Source organism: Streptomyces sp. NPDC048182, assembly GCF_043202555.1.
Lineage (GTDB): Bacteria > Actinomycetota > Actinomycetes > Streptomycetales > Streptomycetaceae > Streptomyces.
In genome coordinates this window covers 288,732-308,579 of record NZ_JBIDAQ010000002.1, presented here as the reverse complement: position 1 = coordinate 308,579, position 19,848 = coordinate 288,732, and the positions used below count along the sequence as shown (strand labels likewise).

Sequence of the window (19,848 nt, the reverse complement as noted above, 5' to 3'; positions counted from 1 at the left end):
GCGGGGCAGGTCGGGGTCAGCGGGGGCCGGCCCCCGCCACCTCGCCCTGCGCGCCGAACTCCCGGACCACCTCGATGCGCCCCACGATGTGCCGGTTGAACTCCGCCAGCTCCTCCGCCGGGACCCACAGCTCCAGGATGGTCTCGCCGCCGGCCTGCCGTACGGGGTAGCGGGCCAGGAACTCCGCGTCGACCTCGAAGCGCGTGACGTAGCCCGCGCCGGAGGCCGGCACGTTCCAGTCGCGGGCGATGCGGACGGCGTAGTCCTCGTTGAGGACCGGGTAGAAGATCGGCTGCTCGGGCAGGCGGGGCGGCCAGGCGGTCCAGTCCGAGGCCGCGACCAGGGCCAGCTCCTCCGGGCCCGTCGGGCGCCACAGGGTCGTCGTCGTACGCATGGACGGGGACGGTAGGCCGTCAGGGGCCCGTCGGGCCACCGGTTTGCGGGGGCGTCGTGGTCCGGGGGCGGCGGAGGCGGGAGGTCAGCCAGGTGGCCAGGGAGACGGTCAGGCCGAGGGCGACCAGGCACCAGGCCGCCGTGCGCAGGGTGGCGGTCAGGGCGTCGTAGACGGCGCCCGCCGCCGGGGCCGGGATCGTGCCCGGCGGGGCGGCGACGGTGAGGCGGCGGCCGAGCAGGACGGCGAGGGCGAGCAGCGCGCCGCCGGCGGCCGTGCCGAGCCCGGCGGCCGTCAGGGCGACGCGGCGCCGGGCGGCGACCGCGATGCCGGTGACGGCGAAGGCGACGGAGGCGAGCGGCAGCCAGAAGGCGGCGACGTCGAGCAGCTGGTAGCCCCGGCGCAGCCGCCCCACCTCGCGGGCCGGCAGCACGGTGACGGCGGTGTGCCGGACCGGGATGCGCTCGGCGAGCGGCACGTGCTCCTGGACGAGCTGCCGCTTGACCGGCGCGGTGACGGCGGCCAGGTCGACGGTGGCCGGGCCGCCGTGGCCGCGCAGGGCGCGCAGCACCGCGTCGTGGGCGGCCCGGTTGCCGGCCTCCCAGCCCGCGCGGAACGCCTCGGTGCGGGTGAAGGAGCGGGCCGCGTCGTGCACGAAGGGGCCGACGGTGCCGAGCGGCGGGACGGCGCCCGTATCGGCCGGGGACCCGGCGGCCACCTCGGCCAGCACCCCGTCGCGCACCGCGTCCGCGACCGCCTCCCGCACCGCCGGGTCACCGGCCAGCGGCGCCATGGTGGCGACGTACCGACCGGTGTCGGCCAGCCCGTACGCCGCCCAGCCCGCCAGCACGCCGCACGGCGCGAACAGGCAGGCCAGGGCGACCAGCACGGCCGACACGGTGTTCCGGGAACGATGACGCACCCTCCCAGGCAATGCCCCCACGGGTGGACGCGCCAGCCGGCGGGGGCATTCGGGCGGGGCCCGGTGGAGCGGGCGGGATCAGGGCAGGCGGTTACCCTCCGCGTCCTCGTGTGTGTAGTAGTAGTAGAAGAGGATCGCCCAGATCGCCCCCGCCGACAGCACCGAGATCAGGATGCAGGTGAACAGGGGCGGGTTGCTCTGGGAGTAGAGGAAGCCGATCGCGGCGCCCGCGAAGGCGGCGCGGAGGATCGCGTGGCCCTCGCGCGGGAGGCGTTCGGCGAGGGCGCGGGTCGCGATGAGCAGGACGACGAAGGCGATCACGGTCAGGAAGCCGAACAGGACGTTCTCGCCGGTGATCGGGCCGCCGCGGCGGCGCATGGAGGCGGCCCAGTAGCCGTAGACCAGGCCGATGCCGAGGGGGACCGCCCAGCGCGCGACGCGGTGGGCGAGGGGGCTGAGGACATCGGGCAGCGGGGTGCGCGGCGTGCCGCCCGGGCCCGCCGCCCCGGTCGTCGCCCCGGTGGTTCCGGACGCCGTGCCGGGCTTCGATATCGCGTGAGCCATGTGCGCAGTCCTCTCACCTCGCCCCCGCCTACCAGGGCACACCCCGCGCGGAGGTCCGGCAAGTCGGGCCCCGCCGGGATGCGCGGCCCGGGGGCGCGTGCTTCGCTGGGGCCCGTGACGGGTCGTGCCGGCAGGCCGGTGAGCAGCACGGTGAGCGGAGGGTGAGCGGCCCGCGCCCGCCCGGCCGCCGCGCCCTCGCCCGCGTCTACGGCCGCCAGGACGCCCTGACCCGCTTCCTGCGCGCCGCCGGGCACCGCGACCCCGCGGCCCGGAACGAGTTGCTCAGCGTGGGCGGCCACAGCGTGGCCTGGGCGGTGCCGCTGCTGCTGCTGATCGGCATCGCCGTCGCCGACCTCACCAGCGAGGCCGCGCAGATCATCTCCTGGACGGTGCTGGTGCCCGGCGTCGCCGCGGCGCTGTGCGGGGTGGGGGCGACGGCCGCCTTCGCGGTGCTGGCCCTGGTGGTGTTCGTGCTGGCCGACACCACCTGGCAGTACCAGGAGCAGACCGGGCTGCCCAATCTCATCCTGGTCTTCCTGGGCGGCCTCATCGCGGTGCTGGCCGCCGCGGTCCGGGTGCGCGGCGAGCGGCACGCGCTGCACATGCGGGACATCGCCGACACCACCCGCCGCACCGTGCTGCGCCCGCTGCCGCCCGGCTTCGGCGGCCTGGAGCACGCCGCCGTCTACCTCGCCGCGGACACCGAGGCCCGGGTCGGCGGCGACTTCTACGACATCCAGCCGGGCCCGCACGGCACCCGCGTCCTCATCGGCGACGTGCAGGGCAAGGGGCTCGGCGCGGTGGAGACGGCCGCCGCGCTGCTCGGCACGTTCCGGGAGGCCGCGCACCGCGAACCCGACCTCGCGGCGGTCGCCGAGCGGCTGGAGATCCGGATGCAGCGCCACCGCGCCTACACCGCCGCCCTCGGCCGCTCCGACGGCGACCGGTTCGCCACCGCCGTGCTGATCGGCTTCCACCCGGACCTGCCCGAGGCGGTGGACGCGGTGGTCTACGGCCACGAGCCGCCGCTGGCGATCGGGCCGGGGGGCGTACGGTCCCTGCCGGTGACCGGCGGTCTCCCGCTGGGTCTCGGCGAACTCGCCCCCGGCTCGCCGGCCACCGTGTGGCGCGTCGCCCTCGGCGCCGACGAGACGCTGCTGATGGTCACCGACGGGGTGACCGAGGCCCGGGACTCCGCCGGCTGCTTCTACCGGCACGGCGAGGACGTGGACCGCGCGGTGCGCGCCGACCCGCCGAGCGCGGCGCCGCGGCGGCTCGTCCGCCTGGTCAGGGACGGCACGCTGCGGCACTGCCGGGGGCGGCTGGCCGACGACACCACGGTCTTCGCGGTACGGCGGCTGACGGACTGACCCCGCTCGACGTGCTGGTCGGCACCGTCCCCTCCCGCGCGGGCGGGCGCGGTGCCATGATGGTGTGTCATGGCTGAGGGGGACGGTGTGATGACACGGGGTGTCCGGGTCCAACTGGACGGCACCGCGAGCGAGAGCGACATCGGCGCGCTGCACAAATGGCTGGAGCGGGAGCAGCCGCTGGACGAGCTGGTCCGCTCCGGGCGGCTGCGCATCGACCAGCGCCGCCGCACCGACGAGACCGGCGCCCCGATGGGCCTCGGCATGGAGATCGTCGTGGCGATGGCGAGCGGTGCGGCGTCGGTGGCCTTCCGCGAGCTGCTGGACCAGGTCAAGCGGTCCGTGGAGGCATGGCGGACCAACCGCAGCGGGGTGGAGGACGGCGAACCGCCCGTGGGCCGCGTCGACCCGGTGAACCTCGACGACCGGTAGGGCCCGGCGGATGGCCGGCGGGATCGGTACGGCGGGCCCCGGGCGGTGCCGGTGAGCGGCTTCGACCCGCGGGGGCGGGTGAACCGGGCGCTGCTTGTCGGGGTGTCCGAGTACGACCTCACGGAGCCGCCGTACGGCGTGCCCGGCGACCTGCCCGCGGTCGCGCGCAACCTGGACCGGATGGACGAGGCGCTGCGCGGCGGCGGCGTGTTCGGCGCGCGGGAGGTCACGGTCTGCCGCTCCCCCGACCAGGTCGCCTTCGGCCGGGCGCTGCGCACCGCCGCGCAGGAGGCGGGCGGCGTGCTGCTGCTGTACTTCGCCGGACACGGGGCGATCCCCAGCGCGGGCGACGAGCTGTTCCTGCAGACGCGCAACGCGAGTGTGGTGGCGGGCGGGCAGGCGGTGTTCCCCGGCGCGGAGATGTTCTCCACGGTCCTCGCGGTGCTGGCGGCCAGCCCGGCCCGGCGCATCGTCGTCGTCCTGGACTGCTGCTTCGCCGGCAACGCCGCCTGGCTGTGGGAGACCTTCCGCGACAAGCGCCGGGTGCTGCTGCTGATGAGCGTGCAGGCCAACCACCGTACGGACGCGGGTGATCCGGGCACGCCGACGCCGTTCACCGCCGAGCTGGTGCCGCTCCTTGAGGCGGGCGGGGAGCTGTGGTTCAGCGAGCTGGCGAACGCCCTGCGGGCCGGGATGGCCGCCGCCGGGCACCGGACCGTGCGGGGCGACGCGTGGGAACCGCAGAGCCGGCGGGAGCCGGAGGAGGACGTGCTCCTCGCGGCCGGGCGGAAGGAGCGGGGGGAAGGGGCGGCGGGCGAGGGGTCCGCGCCGGAAGGCGCCGGGGACCGGGCGCCTCGGGAGAGCGGTGGGCGCGGTCGCGCGGGGCAGCACCGTCCCGGGCACGGGGCGGAGGGGCGCCGGTCCGGGCACGCGGCGCACGAGGGCCGGCGGCCGGGCCACGGACCCGGCGAGCGGCACAGGACCGAGTCCCGCGTGCCGCCGGGCGGGGGCCGGCCCCGGCACCCGGGGGCCGACGGCCGCCGCCCCGGTCACGCCGGGCCGGGCCCGTCGGGCGGGCGCCGCCACCCGGATCCCCGGCCCGCCCCTCCGGGCCCCGGCTCCGGCACCGGCACCGGCACCGGCACGGAGCGACGCCCGGCGCGCTTACGGACCGCCCCGCGCACCGTGGCCGCCGTCTTCGCGGCCCTCGCCGCCCGCCTGCGCGGTGACCGCCGCGGGCCAGGCATCCTCCGCGTCCCCGACCGGCGCGTCCCCGACCGGTCCGCCCCCGACCGGCCCGTCCCCGACCTGGCCGGTCGCCCCGCGCGGCGCCTGCTGACCGCCGCCGCGCTGCTCCTGCTCGTCGCCGGCCTCGGCCTCGCCGCCTACGGCCTCGCCGGGCGGGCGGACTCCGCGGCGGCGTCCTGCCGGCCCGCGCTGGAGCTGCGCGTGCTCACCGACCCCGACCTGGAGCCGACCGTGCGCGCCGCCGCCGACGCCTATCTGACCTCCGCGGACAACACCGACGGCGACGGCTGCCGCCGTACCGGCATCACCGTCTACGGCGCGGGCGCCGCCGACGCCGTCGCCGCGCTGCGCCGGCAGACCGGCGCCTGGCAGGAGCCGCACGACGACGACACCAACCCGCAGCGCGACGTCGGCCCGCAGCCGGACGTGTGGATACCGGGCTCGCGCGCCGACGCCGACCGGGTCGCGGGGGGCCAGGACACCGACGCGGTGGCGGCCCTCGAGGTGGTGGGCGACCCGCTCGCGTACTCCCCGATCGTGCTCGCCGTGCCGCAGGAGATCGCCGCCGACGCCCTGGACGAACGGTCGGGACCGCCGCTCGGCCGGATGATCGACACCCTGCGGGCCCGGCACCCGGGGGCCGAAGTACGGCGCCCCGACCCGGAGTTCACCGACACCGGCCTGCTCGCCACCATCGGCCTGTACGGCACCCCCGACGACGGCGCCCCGGCCGGCACCGGCGTGCGCGACCCGGCCCGCGCCGAGGACCGGGTCGCCCAGGCGACGCCGCCCTCCCCCACCGCCGCGGAGCTGCTGTGCGCGCTGCCCGACGACGACGCGGTGGACGACCGCACCGCCGCCCTGGTGCCGGAGTTCCTGATGAAGAGCGGCCTCGGCTGCGACAGCGTCCGCCGCACGCCGCGCATGGCGCAGTACCCGGGTGACGTGCCGGGCCTCGAGCCGGTGTTCACCCGGGTGCGCTGGCGCGGCGCCGACCGGGACACCGGCGCCCGCGACCGCGCCGCCGACGGGTTCCGCGCCTGGCTGACCGGCGCCGGCGGGCGTGCGGTGTTCGCCCGCGCCGGGTTCCGCGCCCCCGGCGGCGACCGCGCGCTGCTGGCGCCCGAGGACGTGAGCGGGGCCGTGCTGCGGGCCCCGGCGCCACTGACCGAGTCCGCCGGGCGGGACGCGATGGAGGCGGCGCTGGCGGACTACCGGGCGGCGGGCGGCCCCGGCCGGGTGCTGTTCCTGCTGGACAGCTCCGGTTCGATGAACGGCCGCTTCGAGGGCCCGAGCGGCGGACCCGGGCTGCTCCGGCAGTCGCTCGGCGGGCTGGGCGAGGAGGACGAGTACGCGGTGTGGTCGGTCTACGGGACCGGGGCCGATGGGGACGGGGACACGTACCGCACGCTGCTGCCGTTCGGCTCCCACCCCCGCGCCGACGCCGAACGCGCCCTCGGCCGGGCGGCCGTGGTGCGGGGCGCCGAGTCCGACCCACCGGGCGCGCTGCGGGCCGCCCTCGACACCATGGAGCGCCGGGGCGACGCCGACGAGCGTCCCGACCTGATCGTCTACGTCACCGACGACGAGGACGCGAACCGGCTGGCCGGCGACCGCCTCGCCGACGTCCTCGCCCTGGCCCGCGCGAGCGACGTGCCGGTCACGATGGTCTCCCTCCAGGGCGGCGGCTGCGCCCCGGGCAAGCCGGACGCCCGGATCTCCGCGGCCGGCGGCGGCCGCTGCCTGGACGCCGACGACGACCTGGGCGCCGCCCTGCACGACGAGGTGGCCCGCACGGGGACGGGGGAGGGCTGATGCGGGGACGGCGACGGCGGGGCGGGCCGGTGGGCTGGGGAGTCCGCCTGACCTGGTGGCGGGGTGCATGGGCGCGGCAGGGGCGCGGCAGGGGCGGCGGGGTGGGCTCGGTGCGCCGACGGGTGGGCCGGAGCCGGGACGGGGTGGGCTGGTGTCCGGATCGGGCGGGCTGGTCTCTGGATCGGGCGGGTTGGTGTCCGGGCCGGGTGGGCCGGTGTGTCGGCGAGGTGGGTCGGTGCCCGGACGTGGTGCGCGGGTGCCGGGAGGGGGTGGGCCTGTGTCTGGATGTGGTGGGCCGGGGCCCGGACCGGGTGGGCTGGTTTCTGGACCGGGTGGGCCGGGTGGGTCGTTGCGCCGGCGAGGTGGGTCGGGGTCCGGACTGGGCAGGCCCGTGCGCCGGCTGACTGAGCGGGTGCCCCGACGTCGTGCGGCGGTGGGGCGGCGAGGTGCCGGCCTCCGGCGGGGGCGGCTGGTCATGCTGCTGGTCGTGCCGGTGCTGCTGCTGACCGCCTGCGGCGGCGGGGGGCCCGTCTCCCGTGCCGCCGTCGGCGACGACGTGCCCGGCGACATCGTCGTCGCCAGCGGCCGGGACGTCACCGGCAAGAACGGGGTGCGGCAGCGGCTGATCGACGCCTGGAACGCCGGGCAGGAGAAGGAGGGCACCGGCTTCCGCGCCCGGCTCGTGGAGCTGCCCGGCAGCGCCGACGAGCAGCGCAGCCAGCTGCTCGGCGCCCTGCAGTCCGGCAGCGCCGCCTACGACGTGGTCAACCTCGACGTCACCTGGGTACCGGAGTTCGCCGCCGCCGGGCTGATCGGCCCGCTGCCCGCCGGTCTGCTGGACGACGACGTCATCGCCCCCGTGGCCAGCACCGCCCGCTGGGACGGCCACGTCTACGCGGCGCCCTTCAACAGCGACGCCGGGCTGCTCTACTACCGGCGCGACCACCTGCGCCAGGCCGGCGTGCGCGACCCCGACCTCGGCAGCGGACTTGACTGGCCGGAGCTGGAGCGGCTGGTCAACATCCTCGACGACCACCGGCCCCCCGGCTACGAACGGGGCTGGACGACGCAGCTCGCCGCCTACGAGGGCCGCACGGTCAACGCCATGGAAGCCTTCACCTCGGTCTCCCCCGGCCTCGCGCTCACCGACGCCGACGGCCACTACGCGGCCACCGCGGCCGACCTCCTGCCGGGCATCGCCGAACTGCGCCGCCGCACCGCCGCCTCCACGCTGCTCGCCGACGCGACGCACTCCGACGAGGCGGCCTCCCTCGCCGACTTCGCGGCCGGCCGCACCGCCTTCCTGCGGCACTGGCCGTACGCCTACCCCGCGCTCCACCAGGCGCTGCCGGACGACCGGCTCGGGGTGACCGCGCTGCCCGGCCGGGCGGTGCTCGGCGGCCAGAACCTCGCGGTCGCCGAGGCGTCCCGGCGGCCGGCGAAGGCGGCCCAGCTGATCGCCTACCTCACCGGGCGGGAGAGCGAGCGCTGCCTGCTCGACGCCGGGTTCGCGGCGACCCGTACCTCCGCCTACACCGACGACACGGTGGCCTGCCCGGTCGGCCCCGCCGCCTCCGCCGCGCCGCCCGGCGGGGAGGGCGCCGGCGGGATGCCCCGCGACCGCGCCGGCCGCCCGGCCTACGCGACCGGCACCCTGCTGCCCGCGCTCCAGCGGGCGGTCCAGCGCCCCCGCACCCCGCTGTACGGGGCCTTCACCCAGACCTTCACCACCGAACTGGGCGCCCTGTTCACCGACGACCCGCCGAGCGACGCGGAGCTGGCCGACCGCCTGGACCGGGCGCTGCGGAAGGCGCTGCCCGGATGATGACGGATCCGGTCAGGGGGCGTACCCGGCGTCGCACTCCGCCACGCACCCCGTCCGGCCCCCGCCCGGATGCTCCTCCGCCGCCCGCGCGGGCCCCGCGTTGGCGGCCAGGAGCAGGGCGCCGACCGCGACCAGGGCGGCGACGACGCCGCGGGCGTACCTCTCGGCGGTGCGCGGGAGTGCGGGCACGGCGGTCCTTCACGGGAGGGCGGGAGTGCGGGAAGGGGCGGGGAGTGTGTCAGAAGCTGTTAAGCGCGCTTAATCCGCGGTTTAACCTAGGGCCGTCGCAGCCGAACGGCAAGGGACACAGGGGGAGTTGCCCGTGGGGGAGCGAGACGCCGGCCGGGACGACCGGGAGGCCATCGGACGGCGGGTGCAGCGGCTGCGCGCCGAGCGCGGGATGACCCAGCGGCAGCTGGCGGAGCCGGCGTACACGCCCGCCTACATCTCCACCCTGGAGGCCGGCCGCGTCCGCCCCTCCGACGAGGCGCTGCGGCACCTCGCGGGACGGCTCGGCGTCGGCTACGAGGAGCTGGCCACCGGACGCCCGGCCGGCCTCGCCACCGACCTGCGGCTGCGGCTCACCGAGGCGTACCGCACGCTCGCCGCCGGCGGCGCCGAACCGGCCGCCCGGCAGTACGCGGAGCTGCTCGCGGAGGCCGAGGACCACGGCCTCGCCGAGGAGCGGGCGACCGCGCTGCTCGGCCTCGGCGAGTGCGCGGTGGAGACCGGGGAACTGACGGCGGGGCGGCGCCACTTCGAGCGTGCCGAGGCGTGCCTGACCGAGGCCGGCGCCCCGCTGCCGGCCCGCGTCCCGGCGCTGCGCGGGCGCGCCCTCACGCACTACCTGGCCGGCGAACTCCGGTACGCCGTCTACCTCCTGGAGTCCACCCTCGACGAGCTGAACCGCGCCGGCCTGCACGACCCGGACGCCCTGCTGCTGCTCTACGCCAGCGTCATCGGCCCCTACATGGACATGGGCGCGCACGCCCGCGCCGCCCAGGCCGCCGAGCTGGCCCTCGCCCTCGCCCCGCGGGTCGCCGAGCCGGCCCTGGTGGCCCGCATGCACCGCTCGGTGGCCCGCACCCTGCTCGCCGAGGGCCGGCTGGCCGAGGCGGACGCCTCGCTGGCCAAGGCGGCCGAGCTCTACCGCGGCCTGCGGCTGCGCACCGAGCTGGCCAACTGCCACTGGATGCGCGGGTACGTGTGCGCCCAGAACGGTGAACTCCCGCGCGCCGAGGACGAGATGCGCGAGGCGCTCGGCATCCTCTCCGACACCCGCGCCGCCCTCTACCGCAGCCAGGTCGCCGTGGAGCTGGCCGACGTGCTGCACCGGCGCGGCAAGTCGGACGAGGCCGCGGCCCTGCTGCGGGAGGTCCTGGACGACCTGTCGTCGGAGCGGGGCGCCGTGCACGCGGCCGGCGCGCACCGGCTGCTCGGCATCATCGCCGAGGACGCCCGCGACACCGACACCGCCGAGGAGCACTACGTGCGCGCGCTCAGCCTCCTGGAGCGCGCGGGCGCGGCCGGCGACCTGGCCGACCTGTGCCGCCTCCTGGGCGATCTGCTGCGCCGCACCGGCCGGGTGGAGGCGGCGCTCGACGCGTACCGCACGGGCCTGGGCCACCGCACGACGCCGGGCACGACCACCCTCGGCCCCGCCCCGGCGCCGCCGCCGCTGTAGCCGCGGAAAGTCGGGGTTTCCCGCGTTCGGCGCGGGGTATTCGGGCGTCGGCCGCAGGTGTGAAGGAGGCGGTGGGGTGTGCGGCCCAGCGACTACTTCGGATCTTCCCCGGCCGGCCCCGGCCCCGCCGAGCTGATCGCCGCCGAGGTGCGCGGCGTGCCGCCCATCGAGGTGCCGGTGCGGCTGTGCCGGCTGGCGCCCCGGCTGCTGCCGGTGAGCGGCGCGAGCGCGTCGCTGCGCGGCGAGAGCGTGCCGGTGCGGCTGTGCGCGAGCGGCGAGCGGGCCTCCCGCCTGGCGGAGATCCAGGCCACCCTCGGCGACGGGCCCTGTGTGAGCGCTATCGCGGCGCGCGCGCCGGTGCTCGCCTCGGACCTCTCCTCGGGCGCCGACGCGGACCGCTGGCCGGTCTTCGCCCAGCAGGCCACCGCGGTCGGCGTGCAGGCGGTGTACGCGCTGCCGCTGGGCAGCGACACGGTGTGCGTCGGCACCCTCGACCTGTACCGCGACACCCCGGGCGGCCTCACCCGGGGGCAGCTCGGCACGGCCCGGCTGGTGGCCGGCGTGCTGACCCTGGCCCTGATGGCGCTGCCGCGCGAGGAGGACGGCTGGCTGAGCGGGCTCTCCGGCGACCACGACGAGGTCTACCAGGCGGTCGGCATGATCATGGCCCAGCTCGGCATCGGCGCCGACGAGGCCCTCGCCCGCCTCCGCGCCGACGCCTTCGCCCGGGGCCGCACGGCCCACGCGGTCGCCCGCGACGTCCTCACCCACCGCCGCCGCTTCGACAGCGACGTCCCCTAGCGTCCTCTAGCGTCCCCTGGTGACCGTCTGGAGTTCGTCGCCCTCCGGCTTGCTGTGCAGGATGTCGCGGGCCTGGTCGGCCGCCCGGGCCATGGTCTCGGCGAGGTAGTCCAGGAAGCGGGCGATGTTCTCCAGGCGGACGCCGGCCGGGGTGCCGGAGCCGAAGACGCCGACGCCCTGCCGGGTGGTCCTGACGATCTCCGTCATGGAGCGGATGCTGGACATCATCGACTGGTACCAGATGTCGTCGTCGACCACATAGCGCTCCCGGCGGCCGTCGCGTTCCCGGCGGACCATGCCCTGGCTCTCCAGGAACGTGATCGCCTTGGAGACGGACGCCGGGCTGACCTTGAGGTGCCCCACCAGTTCGGCGGAGGTCATGCTGCCCGAGTCGGCGAGGGTGAGGGCGGCCTGCACCTGGGCCGTCATCCGGGACATGCCGGACGCCATCATCGCGGTGGTGAACACCTCCTCGAAGGCGCGCACCTCCTCGGCGTCCCGCCCGTAGGGCTGCGGCTCGGCCTCCGCCGCCGCGCGCGGGCTCTTCCCGCCGCGCCGGGTGCGGGTCTCGGTGGCGCGGTGGGCGAGGTCGGCGCGGTAGGCGGTGGGGCCGCCGTTGCGCAGCACCTCGCGGGTGACCGTGGAGGTCGGTCGGTCCAGGCGCCGGGCGATCTCCGCGTAGGCGTGGCCGTCGGCCAGCCCCTGCGCGATCTGCCGCCGTTCCTGCTGGGTGAGCCTGCCTCCCGGCACGGTGATCTCCTTCGTCGTCCGAACTGCGCCGAGCATAGCGTTCATGTTCATTCCATTGCAACGAGCGCAGGGGTGGCTGTTGCGTTCCCTTCAGGCTCAGCGCAACGAAATAGCCTAAGTGAGCTGCAAGTTCAACCGCAGAACGCAACAAGTGTCTTGCCGGACTGGTGAACGCAACGTAGCTTTTGCGTTGTCGGAAACGCAGAGCGAAGCGCTCAGGCACTCAGAAGGAGCCCACGATGCACACCTTCACCACCCCCGCCCCCGTCACCGTCGTCCTCGACCTCCCCGCCGGACGCGTCAACCTCATCGCCGCCGACCGCGCCGACACCGTCGTCGAGGTCCTCCCCGCCGACGCCGGCAAGGGCCGGGACGTGAAGGCGGCCGAGCGGATCGAGGTCGCCTGCGCCGACGGCGTCCTGCGTGTCGCGGCCCCCGCGCCGGCCCGCCGGCTCCTCGGCGACTCGGGGTCGGTGGAGGTGACCGTCCGGGTGCCCGCCGGCTCCCGCGTCGAGGCGAAGGCCGGCGCCGCCGAGTTCCGCGGCGTGGGACGCCTCGGGGACGTCGCCGTGGAGGGCGCGTACGGCCGGGTCAAGATCGACGAGGCCGCCGGCCTCCGCCTCGCCGTGCACGACGGCGACGTCCTGGTCGGCCGCCTGGGCGGGTCCGCGGAGATCAGCACCGGACGCGGCGACATCGAGGTCACCGAGGCCCGCGAGGGCGCGGTCACCCTGCGCACCGGCCAGGGCTCCATCTCACTCGGCGCGGCCCGCGGCGTCTCCGCCGCCCTGGACGCCGGCACCCGGTACGGCCGTGTCGACAACGCCCTGAAGAACGCCGACGGCGCCGACGCCGGCCTGACCGTCCACGCCACCACCGGCCACGGCGACATCACCGCCCGCAGCCTCTGAGAACCCCGATCGAGAACCCCGATCAAGAACCCGAATGAGAACCCCGAAACGGAGCTTCCCGTGACCGACCTGGCCATCGCGGCGACCGGGCTGCGCAAGTCCTACGGCGACAAGACCGTCCTCGACGGCATCGACCTCGCCGTCCCGGAAGGCACCATCTTCTCCCTGCTCGGCCCGAACGGCGCCGGCAAGACCACCGCCGTCAAGATCCTCTCCACGCTGGTCTCCGCCGACGCCGGAGCGATCCGGGTCGGCGGCCACGACCTCGCCGCCGACCCGCAGGCGGTGCGCGCGGCGATCGGCGTCACCGGGCAATTCTCCGCGGTCGACGGCCTGATCACCGGCGAGGAGAACATGCTCCTCATGGCGGACCTGCACCACCTCTCCCGGCGCGAGGGCCGCCGCGTCGCCGCCGAACTGCTGGAGCGCTTCGACCTGACCGAGGCCGCGCGCAAGCCCGCCGCCACCTACTCCGGCGGCATGAAGCGCCGCCTCGACCTGGCGATGACCCTGGTCGGCGGCCCGCGGATCATCTTCCTGGACGAGCCGACCACCGGCCTCGACCCCCGCTCCCGGCACGCCATGTGGGGCGTCATCCAGGAGCTGGTCGGCGACGGGGTGACGGTCTTCCTCACCACCCAGTACCTGGAGGAGGCCGACCAGCTCGCCGACCGCATCGCCGTGCTGCACGACGGCGTGCTCGCCGCCGAGGGCACCGCGCGGGAGCTGAAGCGGCTCGTGCCCGGCGGCCACGTCCGGCTCCGCTTCACCGACCCCGCCGCCTACCGCTCCGCCGCCGCCGCGCTCACCGAGGCGCTCCCCGACGACGAGGCGCTCGCGCTCCAGCTCCCCAGCGGGGGCAGCCAGCGCGAACTCCGCTCGATCCTCGACTGGCTGGACGCGGCCGGCGTCGAGGCCGACGAACTCACCGTGCACACCCCCGACCTGGACGACGTCTTCTTCGCCCTCACCGGCGACGCCGCCGTCCCCCACCAGACCACCAAGGAGCAGCTCGCATGAGCACCCTCGCCCTCGCTGTCCGCGACTCGTCCACCATGCTGCGCCGCAACCTGCTGCACGCCCGGCGCTACCCGTCCATGACGCTGAACCTGCTGCTGACCCCGATCATGCTGCTCCTGCTCTTCGTCTACGTCTTCGGCGACGTGATGAGCGCGGGCATCGGTGGCGGCAGACCCGACCGCTCGGCGTACGTCGCCTTCCTGGTGCCGGGCCTGCTGCTGATGACCATCGGCAGCACCACCATCGGCACCGCGGTCTCCGTCTGCACCGACATGACCGAGGGCATCATCGCCCGCTTCCGCACGATGGCGATCCACCGCGGGTCGGTGATCATCGGGCATGTCATCGGCAGCGTGCTCCAGTCGGTGGCCAGCCTGGTCCTGGTCGGCGCGGTCGCGGTGGCCATCGGCTTCCGCTCGACCGACGCCACCGCGCTCGAGTGGCTCGCCGCCTTCGGACTGCTCGTGCTCTTCGCCACCGCGCTCACCTGGATCGCCGTCGGCATGGGCCTGTCCAGCCCGAACGCCGAGGGCGCGAGCAACACCGCGATGCCGCTGATCCTGCTGCCCCTGCTGTCCAGCACCTTCGTGCCGCTGGACGCGATGCCGGGCTGGTTCCGGCCGTTCGCCGAGTACCAGCCCTTCACCCCGGCCATCGAGACCCTGCGCGGCCTGCTCCTCGGCACGGAGATCGGCGCGAACGGCTGGCTGGCCCTGGGCTGGTGCGTCGCCCTGACGGTGCTGGGGTACGTCTGGTCGATGTCCCAGTACAACCGCGACGCCAAGTGAGAGGTGTCCGCTTGTTCTCTTGCCCACTTCTCTGTCCGACCGCAAACGGGTGGTGGGTGGGCACAGGCAGGGGTCCAGGGGCGGAGCCCCTGGCGGGGCCCCTGGCGGGGCCCGGGGCAGAGCCCCGGCAACGCACCCGCACCGTCCCCCACAAGGCCACCCGCACCGCCCCCGCCCCCGAAGGAGCCCCATGTCGACCGCCCCGACCGCCCCGCGCCCCACCCCCGTGATCATCGACTGCGACACCGGCATCGACGACGCCCTCGCACTGCTGCTCGCCGTCCGCCACCCCGGACTCGACCTGCGGGCCGTGACCTGCGTGGCCGGGAACACGGACGTCGACGGCGTGGTCCGCAACACCCTGACCGTCCTGGAGCAGGCCGGCGCGCCCGGCGTCCCCGTGGCCCGGGGCGCCGAACGCCCGCTGATCGAGGCGGTGCGCACCGCCCGGCACGTGCACGGCGCGGACGGCATGGGCGACCTCGGCCTCCCCGCCCCCACCCGCACCCCCGCCGACGTGGACGCGGTGACCCTGCTGCGCCGGGAGATCCTCGCCTCCCCGGCGCCGGTCACCCTGATCCCCACCGCCCCGGCCACCAACATCGCGCTGCTGCTGCGCACCCACCCCGAGGTGGTCCGCAACATCGAGCGGATCGTCTTCATGGGCGGCGCGGTGGAGGTCGGCAACGCGACGCCGGTCGCGGAGTTCAACGTCTGGCACGACCCGGAGGCCGCCGCGATCCTGCTCACCGCCGGGGTGCCGATCACCATGTACGGCCTGGACGTCTTCCGGCGCGTGATCGTCCCCGGCCCGGACGTACGCCGGCTCCGGGCGTCCGCCGAACCCGGCGCCCGCCTCGCCGGCGAGCTGCTCGCCCACCGCGGCCCCGCCACCGACGAGACCGACCCCGGCGGCGGCCTCGGCGACGCCGGCGCGGTCTGCGCCGTCGCCGACCCCGGCGGCCTGACCACCCGCCGGCTGCCCGTCGAGGTCTGCCTCGCCCCCGGCCCGTCCCGCGGCCAGACGATCGTGGACCGCCGCGCCCGCCCCGGCGAGTCCGAGATCCACGAGGGCACCCGCGAACAGGCCCTGGTCGACGTGGCGTTGGACGTGGACGTGGAGCGGTACGCACGGCTCTACCTGGCCGCCGTGGAGGGCGTCTAGAGCACGCGGCACGGCTGCCGTACGGCGGAGCCGCCCGGCCGCGTGGGTTCACTTTTCCGGCGACGGGGACAGAACTGTACGTGTCGCCCGCACGACGCACGCCTCGCGAAGGAGCAGCCCGCGTGACCGTACGCAGTAACGACAGCGCCCCCGACCTCTCCTCGAAGGATCCCAACTGGTGGCGGCAGGCCGTCATCTACCAGATCTACCCCCGCAGCTTCGCCGACGCCGACGGCGACGGGCTCGGTGACCTGCGCGGCATCACCCAGCGCCTCACCCACCTGGCCACCCTCGGCGTCGACGCCCTCTGGCTCAGCCCGTTCTACCCCTCCGAGCTGGCCGACGGCGGCTACGACGTCGACGACTACCGTGACGTCGACCCCCGCCTCGGCACCCTGGACGACTTCGACGCGCTCGCCCGCGAGGCCCACCGGCTCGGTCTGAAGGTCATCGTGGACCTGGTGCCGAACCACTCCTCGCACCGGCACGCCTGGTTCGCCGAGGCGCTGGCCGCCGCGCCCGGCTCCCCGGCCCGCGACCGCTACGTCTTCCGCGACGGGCGCGGCGAGCACGGCGAGCTGCCGCCCACCGACTGGCAGTCCGTCTTCGGCGGCAGCGCCTGGCAGCGGGTGCCGGACGGGCAGTGGTACCTGCACCTGTTCACCCCCGAGCAGCCCGACCTGAACTGGGCGAACGAGCAGGTCCGCGCCGACTTCCGGACCACCCTGCGGTTCTGGTCGGACCGGGGCGTGGACGGCTTCCGCGTCGACGTGGCGCACGCCCTGGTCAAGGACCTCGCCGAGCCACTGCGCGACCTCGGCGACCCCGAGCTGAGCAGCAGCGAGGCCCTCGACCGGCTCGCGGCCGGCAGCCACCCCTTCTACGACCGGGACGACGTGCACGAGGTCTACCGCGACTGGCGCAAGATCCTCGACGCCTACACCCCGCCCCGGATGGCGGTCGCCGAGGCGTGGGTGCCGGGCGTCCGGCGCGCGCTGTACGCCCGGCCCGACGAACTGGGCCAGGCGTTCAACTTCGAGTACCTCCAGGGCGGCTGGGACGCGGCGCGGCTGCGGGAGATCATCACCGGCTCGCTCGCCGACGCGCACGCCGCCGGGGCCTCGGCGACCTGGGTGCTCTCCAACCACGACGTGGTCCGGCACGCCACCCGCCTGGTCCTCCCGCCGGGCACCGACACCGACGCCTGGCTCCTGGCCGGCGGCCACGCGCCCGCCGTCGACGCCGAGGCCGGCCTGCGCCGGGCCCGCGCGGCGACGCTGCTGATGCTGGCGCTGCCCGGCTCGGCCTACCTCTACCAGGGCGAGGAGCTGGGCCTGCCCGAGGTGGCCGACCTGCCCACCGAGGTGCTCCAGGACCCGATCTGGGAGCAGACCGGACACGTACGCAAGGGCCGCGACGGCTGCCGGGTGCCGCTGCCGTGGACCACGGAGGGCCCGTCGTACGGCTTCGGCGACTCCGGCGCCTGGCTGCCGCAGCCGCCCGGCTTCGCCGCGTACGCCGTCGAGGCGCAGGACGGCGCGGAGGGCTCGACCCTGGAGCTGTACCGCACGGCCCTGCGCCTGCGCCGCAAGCTGCTGGCGGGCGAGGAGCTGCACTGGGCGGCGGACACCCCGGCGGGGGTCCTGCGGTTCGACCGCTCGGACACCTGGCGCTGCGTCACCAACCTGTCGGCCGAGCCGGTCGACCTGCCGGCCGGCGAGGTCCTGCTGACCAGCGCGCCGCTGGCGGACGGCCGCCTCGGCCCGGACACCACGGCCTGGCTCGGCCGCTGACCGCCGAGGGCCGCGAGGGGGCCCTACCGGTGTCCGGCGCCGCCGCTGCCGAAGGAGCCGCTGCCGCCCGGCAGCCAGCGGTGGCGGGCCTGACTCGCGCCGCGCCGGCTGCCGGAGTGCCGGAGCTCGTACGGCATCAGCCGCGGGCTGCCGTCGCTGTTGAGCGGGATCTCGTCGGGTTCGCGGGACTCCCGCTCCTCGCGCACGGCGCCGCCGAGGGGGAGCTTCGGCTGCTCCTCGGCGCGCGGCCGGGCCGACTCGCGCTCCATGACGCGCATGCCCCAGTAGACCGCGCCGATCAGCGCGCACACGACGATCATGCCGAGGACGAAGGCGATGAAGAGGTTGAGCCCGTTGGAGGAAGTGGCCAGCACTTCGCGCGTTGCCGTGGTCATGGTTTCGATTATGTACCTGAGATGGCCTAAAAGCGCCTGATATGTCCGGCTCGGCCGTCGGCTACCGGCCCGCCCGCAGCGCGTCCACCGCGATCCGGGCCGCCGTGCCGATGACCGCGTCCGCCCGCGGCAGCGTGGCCGCCGTGTGCGCCGTACGGGTGAAGACGGCCACCGCGTACCGGCCGCCGTCGGGGTACTCCACCACGCCGACCTCGTGCCGCAGCGTCGGCAGGGTGCCGGTCTTGCCGGCCACGTGGACGTCGTCGAAGGGGAAGCCGGCGGCGAGGCGGTGCGGCCAGACCTGGAGGCCCAGGATGCGGCGCATCGCGGCGCCGTACTCCGGGGGGCACGCCTCGTCCCGCCAGATCGCGCCGAGCAGCCGGGTCATGTCGCGCGGGGTGCTGTGGCCGGCGGTGGCGGGGTCGAGGGCGCGCAGCCGCGCGATGACGTGCGGGTCGGCCAGCGCCCGCGCCCCGGCCGGCCCCGCGTCCTCCCGCATGCCGTCGAGCATCGCGCCGAAGCGCTGCACCGCCCGCGTCCCGGTCAGGCCGAGCCGCGCCGAGGTGCGGTTCACGGCGTCCAGGCCGACCCGGTCCAGGAGCAGGTCGGCGGCGGTGTTGTCGCTGACCGACATCATCAGGAACGCGGCGTCACGCAGCGACAGCTCGACCGGGTCCAGCATCGCGGCGAGCCCGGTCGGACCCGGCGTACGCCCGTCGGGCGGGCAGGCGATCCGCTCGGTCAGCTCCAGCTCGCCGCGCGCCGCCAGCTCGTGCAGCGTCACCAGCACGCACAGCTTGTGCACGCTGGCCGTCGGAACGGTGCGGTCCGCCCCGGCGTCCACCTGGGCACCGGTGTCGATGTCCACGGCGTGCAGCCACCCGGTGACCCCGGCGTCGGCGAAGGCCGTCCGCAGACGGCCGGGGGTGTCGGTCACGGGGCGGGCTCCGATGCGAGGTCGAGGGGCGGCGGGGTCACAGCCAGAACTCCGAGGCGGGACGCAGATGCAGCGGCCGGGCCGGCGGGTCGGCGTGGGCGCCGGCCGTGGTGCGCAGGGCGTGGGTCGCGGCGTCCGAGAAGGCGGCGACGGCCGCGTCCCCGCGCCCCCTGGGCCAGGCCGCCGAGTGCCGCCAGGCCAGCGGGGCGCCGGCCAGCGGGCGCCAGACCAACTCCGGGTCGCCCGCGGTGGCGAGCCGGGTGTCGTGCGGGCCGAGGGCGACCGCGCCGGCCGACAGCACCAGGCCGCGCACGAAGCTGGCGCCCTGCCCGTGCCGGACGGCGGACGGGGTCCAGCCGCCCCGGGCGCAGGCGGTGAGCAGGTCGTCGTAGACCGCGGGGGCGCCGGAGCGGGGGAAGAGCACCAGGTCGTAGCCGGTGAGCGCGGTGAGCGGCACCTCGCCGAGGCGGGCCTCGGGCGCGCCGCGCGGCAGCAGCACGCCGAGGTCGCGGCGCAGCACCGGGCCCAGCTCCAGGCCGGTCACGTCGCAGGGGTGGTGGAGCAGGCCCACGTCCAGCTCGCGGGCGGCGAAGGCGGCGAGCTGCTCGGCGGTGGACAGCTCGTGCAGCTCCAGTTCGAGTTCCCGGCCGGGGTGCCGGCGGCCGAAGTCGGCCAGCAGGGCGGCGACGGTCTCCCCGGAGACGTCGGGCGGCAGCGCGGCGCGCAGCACGCCCGTCTCGCCGTCCCGGACCCGGCGCGCGGTGGCGTGCAGGGACTCGGCGCGGGCCAGCAGCTCTCGGGCCTCGCCGAGCAGCAGGGTGCCCGCCTCGGTGATCGTCACCCGGCGGCTGCTGCGCTCGAAGAGGCGGACGCCCAGCTCCCGTTCGAGGCGCTGGATGCGCTGGGACAGCGGTGGCTGCGCCATGCCGAGCCGGGTCGCGGCACGCCCGAAGTGTGACTCTTCTGCAACAGCCACGAAGCACTCCAGGTGCCGCACCAGGTCCACGATCAGCAATCATATCGGTGATTGATCGATC

General features: G+C 76.1%; 19 protein-coding genes. 11 read left to right on the top strand and 8 right to left on the bottom strand.

All coding sequences use genetic code 11. The annotated features are described in order from the left end of the window. Positions 1–16: 16 nt before the first annotated feature. The 3 genes from ACGFZL_RS04475 to ACGFZL_RS04465 all read right to left on the bottom strand — a co-directional run bounded on the left by ACGFZL_RS04475 (position 17) and on the right by ACGFZL_RS04465 (position 1,877). Positions 17–394, bottom strand: coding sequence for an ADP-ribosylation/crystallin J1 (locus ACGFZL_RS04475; protein WP_393689163.1), 378 nt, complete (start codon positions 392–394; stop codon positions 17–19). Positions 395–413: 19 nt separating this feature from the next. Beyond that, complete coding sequence (locus ACGFZL_RS04470; protein ID WP_393689162.1) at positions 414–1,313, bottom strand: hypothetical protein; 900 nt, start codon at positions 1,311–1,313, stop codon at positions 414–416. A gap of 78 nt (positions 1,314–1,391) precedes the next feature. Further along, positions 1,392–1,877: a hypothetical protein gene (locus ACGFZL_RS04465; RefSeq protein ID WP_393689160.1), complete on the bottom strand. Its 486-nt coding sequence runs from the start codon at positions 1,875–1,877 to the stop codon at positions 1,392–1,394. Positions 1,878–2,101: 224 nt separating this feature from the next. Here ACGFZL_RS04465 and ACGFZL_RS04460 point away from each other — a divergent pair, with 224 nt between their 5' ends. The 4 genes from ACGFZL_RS04460 (at position 2,102) to ACGFZL_RS04445 (ending at position 8,567) form a co-directional block, all read left to right on the top strand. After that, positions 2,102–3,247, top strand: a complete 1,146-nt coding sequence (locus ACGFZL_RS04460) for a PP2C family protein-serine/threonine phosphatase (RefSeq protein ID WP_393689596.1) — start codon at positions 2,102–2,104, stop codon at positions 3,245–3,247. A 69-nt stretch (positions 3,248–3,316) separates the two neighbouring features. Further along, the gene (locus tag ACGFZL_RS04455) at positions 3,317–3,679 is read left to right on the top strand and encodes a hypothetical protein (RefSeq protein ID WP_355168049.1); all 363 of its coding nucleotides are present in this window, start codon (positions 3,317–3,319) and stop codon (positions 3,677–3,679) included. A gap of 51 nt (positions 3,680–3,730) precedes the next feature. Further along, entirely contained in the window at positions 3,731–6,742 is a 3,012-nt protein-coding gene (locus tag ACGFZL_RS04450) for a caspase family protein (RefSeq protein ID WP_393689157.1), read from the top strand. A gap of 475 nt (positions 6,743–7,217) precedes the next feature. Beyond that, on the top strand, positions 7,218–8,567 hold the full coding sequence (locus ACGFZL_RS04445; protein ID WP_393689155.1) for an extracellular solute-binding protein: 1,350 nt from the start codon (positions 7,218–7,220) through the stop codon (positions 8,565–8,567). 12 nt (positions 8,568–8,579) lie between these two features. Here the strand turns inward: ACGFZL_RS04445 and ACGFZL_RS04440 are convergent, their stop codons facing one another. Next, a complete protein-coding gene (locus ACGFZL_RS04440; protein WP_393689153.1) occupies positions 8,580–8,756 on the bottom strand; it encodes a hypothetical protein in 177 nt (58 codons plus the stop codon). A gap of 133 nt (positions 8,757–8,889) precedes the next feature. On the opposite strand from ACGFZL_RS04440, the gene ACGFZL_RS04435 reads away from it, so the two are divergent. Both ACGFZL_RS04435 and ACGFZL_RS04430 read left to right on the top strand, forming a co-directional pair. Further along, the gene (locus ACGFZL_RS04435) at positions 8,890–10,251 is read left to right on the top strand and encodes a tetratricopeptide repeat protein (RefSeq protein WP_393689151.1); all 1,362 of its coding nucleotides are present in this window, start codon (positions 8,890–8,892) and stop codon (positions 10,249–10,251) included. 78 nt (positions 10,252–10,329) lie between these two features. Then, complete coding sequence (locus ACGFZL_RS04430; protein WP_393689148.1) at positions 10,330–11,052, top strand: GAF and ANTAR domain-containing protein; 723 nt, start codon at positions 10,330–10,332, stop codon at positions 11,050–11,052. A gap of 6 nt (positions 11,053–11,058) precedes the next feature. Here the strand turns inward: ACGFZL_RS04430 and ACGFZL_RS04425 are convergent, their stop codons facing one another. Further along, entirely contained in the window at positions 11,059–11,802 is a 744-nt protein-coding gene (locus tag ACGFZL_RS04425) for a helix-turn-helix domain-containing protein (protein WP_393689594.1), read from the bottom strand. A 239-nt stretch (positions 11,803–12,041) separates the two neighbouring features. Between ACGFZL_RS04425 and ACGFZL_RS04420 the strand changes: the two genes are divergently transcribed. The 5 genes from ACGFZL_RS04420 to ACGFZL_RS04400 all read left to right on the top strand — a co-directional run bounded on the left by ACGFZL_RS04420 (position 12,042) and on the right by ACGFZL_RS04400 (position 17,479). Continuing rightward, the gene (locus ACGFZL_RS04420; RefSeq protein WP_393689146.1) at positions 12,042–12,713 is read left to right on the top strand and encodes a DUF4097 family beta strand repeat-containing protein; all 672 of its coding nucleotides are present in this window, start codon (positions 12,042–12,044) and stop codon (positions 12,711–12,713) included. Positions 12,714–12,773: 60 nt separating this feature from the next. Continuing rightward, complete coding sequence (locus tag ACGFZL_RS04415) at positions 12,774–13,733, top strand: ATP-binding cassette domain-containing protein (RefSeq protein WP_393689144.1); 960 nt, start codon at positions 12,774–12,776, stop codon at positions 13,731–13,733. Then, positions 13,730–14,521, top strand: coding sequence for an ABC transporter permease (locus ACGFZL_RS04410; RefSeq protein ID WP_355168032.1), 792 nt, complete (start codon positions 13,730–13,732; stop codon positions 14,519–14,521). The genes ACGFZL_RS04415 and ACGFZL_RS04410 overlap by 4 nt, the downstream gene beginning before the upstream one ends. A 190-nt stretch (positions 14,522–14,711) precedes the next feature. Next, on the top strand, positions 14,712–15,686 hold the full coding sequence (locus tag ACGFZL_RS04405; RefSeq protein ID WP_393689141.1) for a nucleoside hydrolase: 975 nt from the start codon (positions 14,712–14,714) through the stop codon (positions 15,684–15,686). 122 nt (positions 15,687–15,808) lie between these two features. Then, positions 15,809–17,479: a glycoside hydrolase family 13 protein gene (locus ACGFZL_RS04400; RefSeq protein ID WP_393689139.1), complete on the top strand. Its 1,671-nt coding sequence runs from the start codon at positions 15,809–15,811 to the stop codon at positions 17,477–17,479. Between the two features lie 23 nt (positions 17,480–17,502). Here ACGFZL_RS04400 and ACGFZL_RS04395 read toward each other — a convergent pair whose 3' ends face one another. The 3 genes from ACGFZL_RS04395 to ACGFZL_RS04385 all read right to left on the bottom strand — a co-directional run bounded on the left by ACGFZL_RS04395 (position 17,503) and on the right by ACGFZL_RS04385 (position 19,817). After that, the gene (locus tag ACGFZL_RS04395) at positions 17,503–17,874 is read right to left on the bottom strand and encodes a DUF6479 family protein (protein WP_355168026.1); all 372 of its coding nucleotides are present in this window, start codon (positions 17,872–17,874) and stop codon (positions 17,503–17,505) included. A 61-nt stretch (positions 17,875–17,935) separates the two neighbouring features. Then, positions 17,936–18,811, bottom strand: coding sequence for a serine hydrolase (locus tag ACGFZL_RS04390; protein ID WP_393689136.1), 876 nt, complete (start codon positions 18,809–18,811; stop codon positions 17,936–17,938). A gap of 37 nt (positions 18,812–18,848) precedes the next feature. Then, positions 18,849–19,817, bottom strand: coding sequence for a LysR family transcriptional regulator (locus ACGFZL_RS04385; protein WP_393689134.1), 969 nt, complete (start codon positions 19,815–19,817; stop codon positions 18,849–18,851). Between the last annotated feature and the right edge of the window lie 31 nt (positions 19,818–19,848).

Coding starts and splice junctions, on each gene's coding strand:
- ACGFZL_RS04475 (WP_393689163.1), bottom strand. CDS start 394: ATGCGTACGACGACGACCCTGTGGCGCCCGACGGGCCCGGAGGAGCTG.
- ACGFZL_RS04465 (WP_393689160.1), bottom strand. CDS start 1,877: ATGGCTCACGCGATATCGAAGCCCGGCACGGCGTCCGGAACCACCGGG.
- ACGFZL_RS04455 (WP_355168049.1), top strand. CDS start 3,317: ATGGCTGAGGGGGACGGTGTGATGACACGGGGTGTCCGGGTCCAACTG.
- ACGFZL_RS04445 (WP_393689155.1), top strand. CDS start 7,218: ATGCTGCTGGTCGTGCCGGTGCTGCTGCTGACCGCCTGCGGCGGCGGG.
- ACGFZL_RS04420 (WP_393689146.1), top strand. CDS start 12,042: ATGCACACCTTCACCACCCCCGCCCCCGTCACCGTCGTCCTCGACCTC.
- ACGFZL_RS04410 (WP_355168032.1), top strand. CDS start 13,730: ATGAGCACCCTCGCCCTCGCTGTCCGCGACTCGTCCACCATGCTGCGC.
- ACGFZL_RS04405 (WP_393689141.1), top strand. CDS start 14,712: ATGTCGACCGCCCCGACCGCCCCGCGCCCCACCCCCGTGATCATCGAC.
- ACGFZL_RS04395 (WP_355168026.1), bottom strand. CDS start 17,874: ATGACCACGGCAACGCGCGAAGTGCTGGCCACTTCCTCCAACGGGCTC.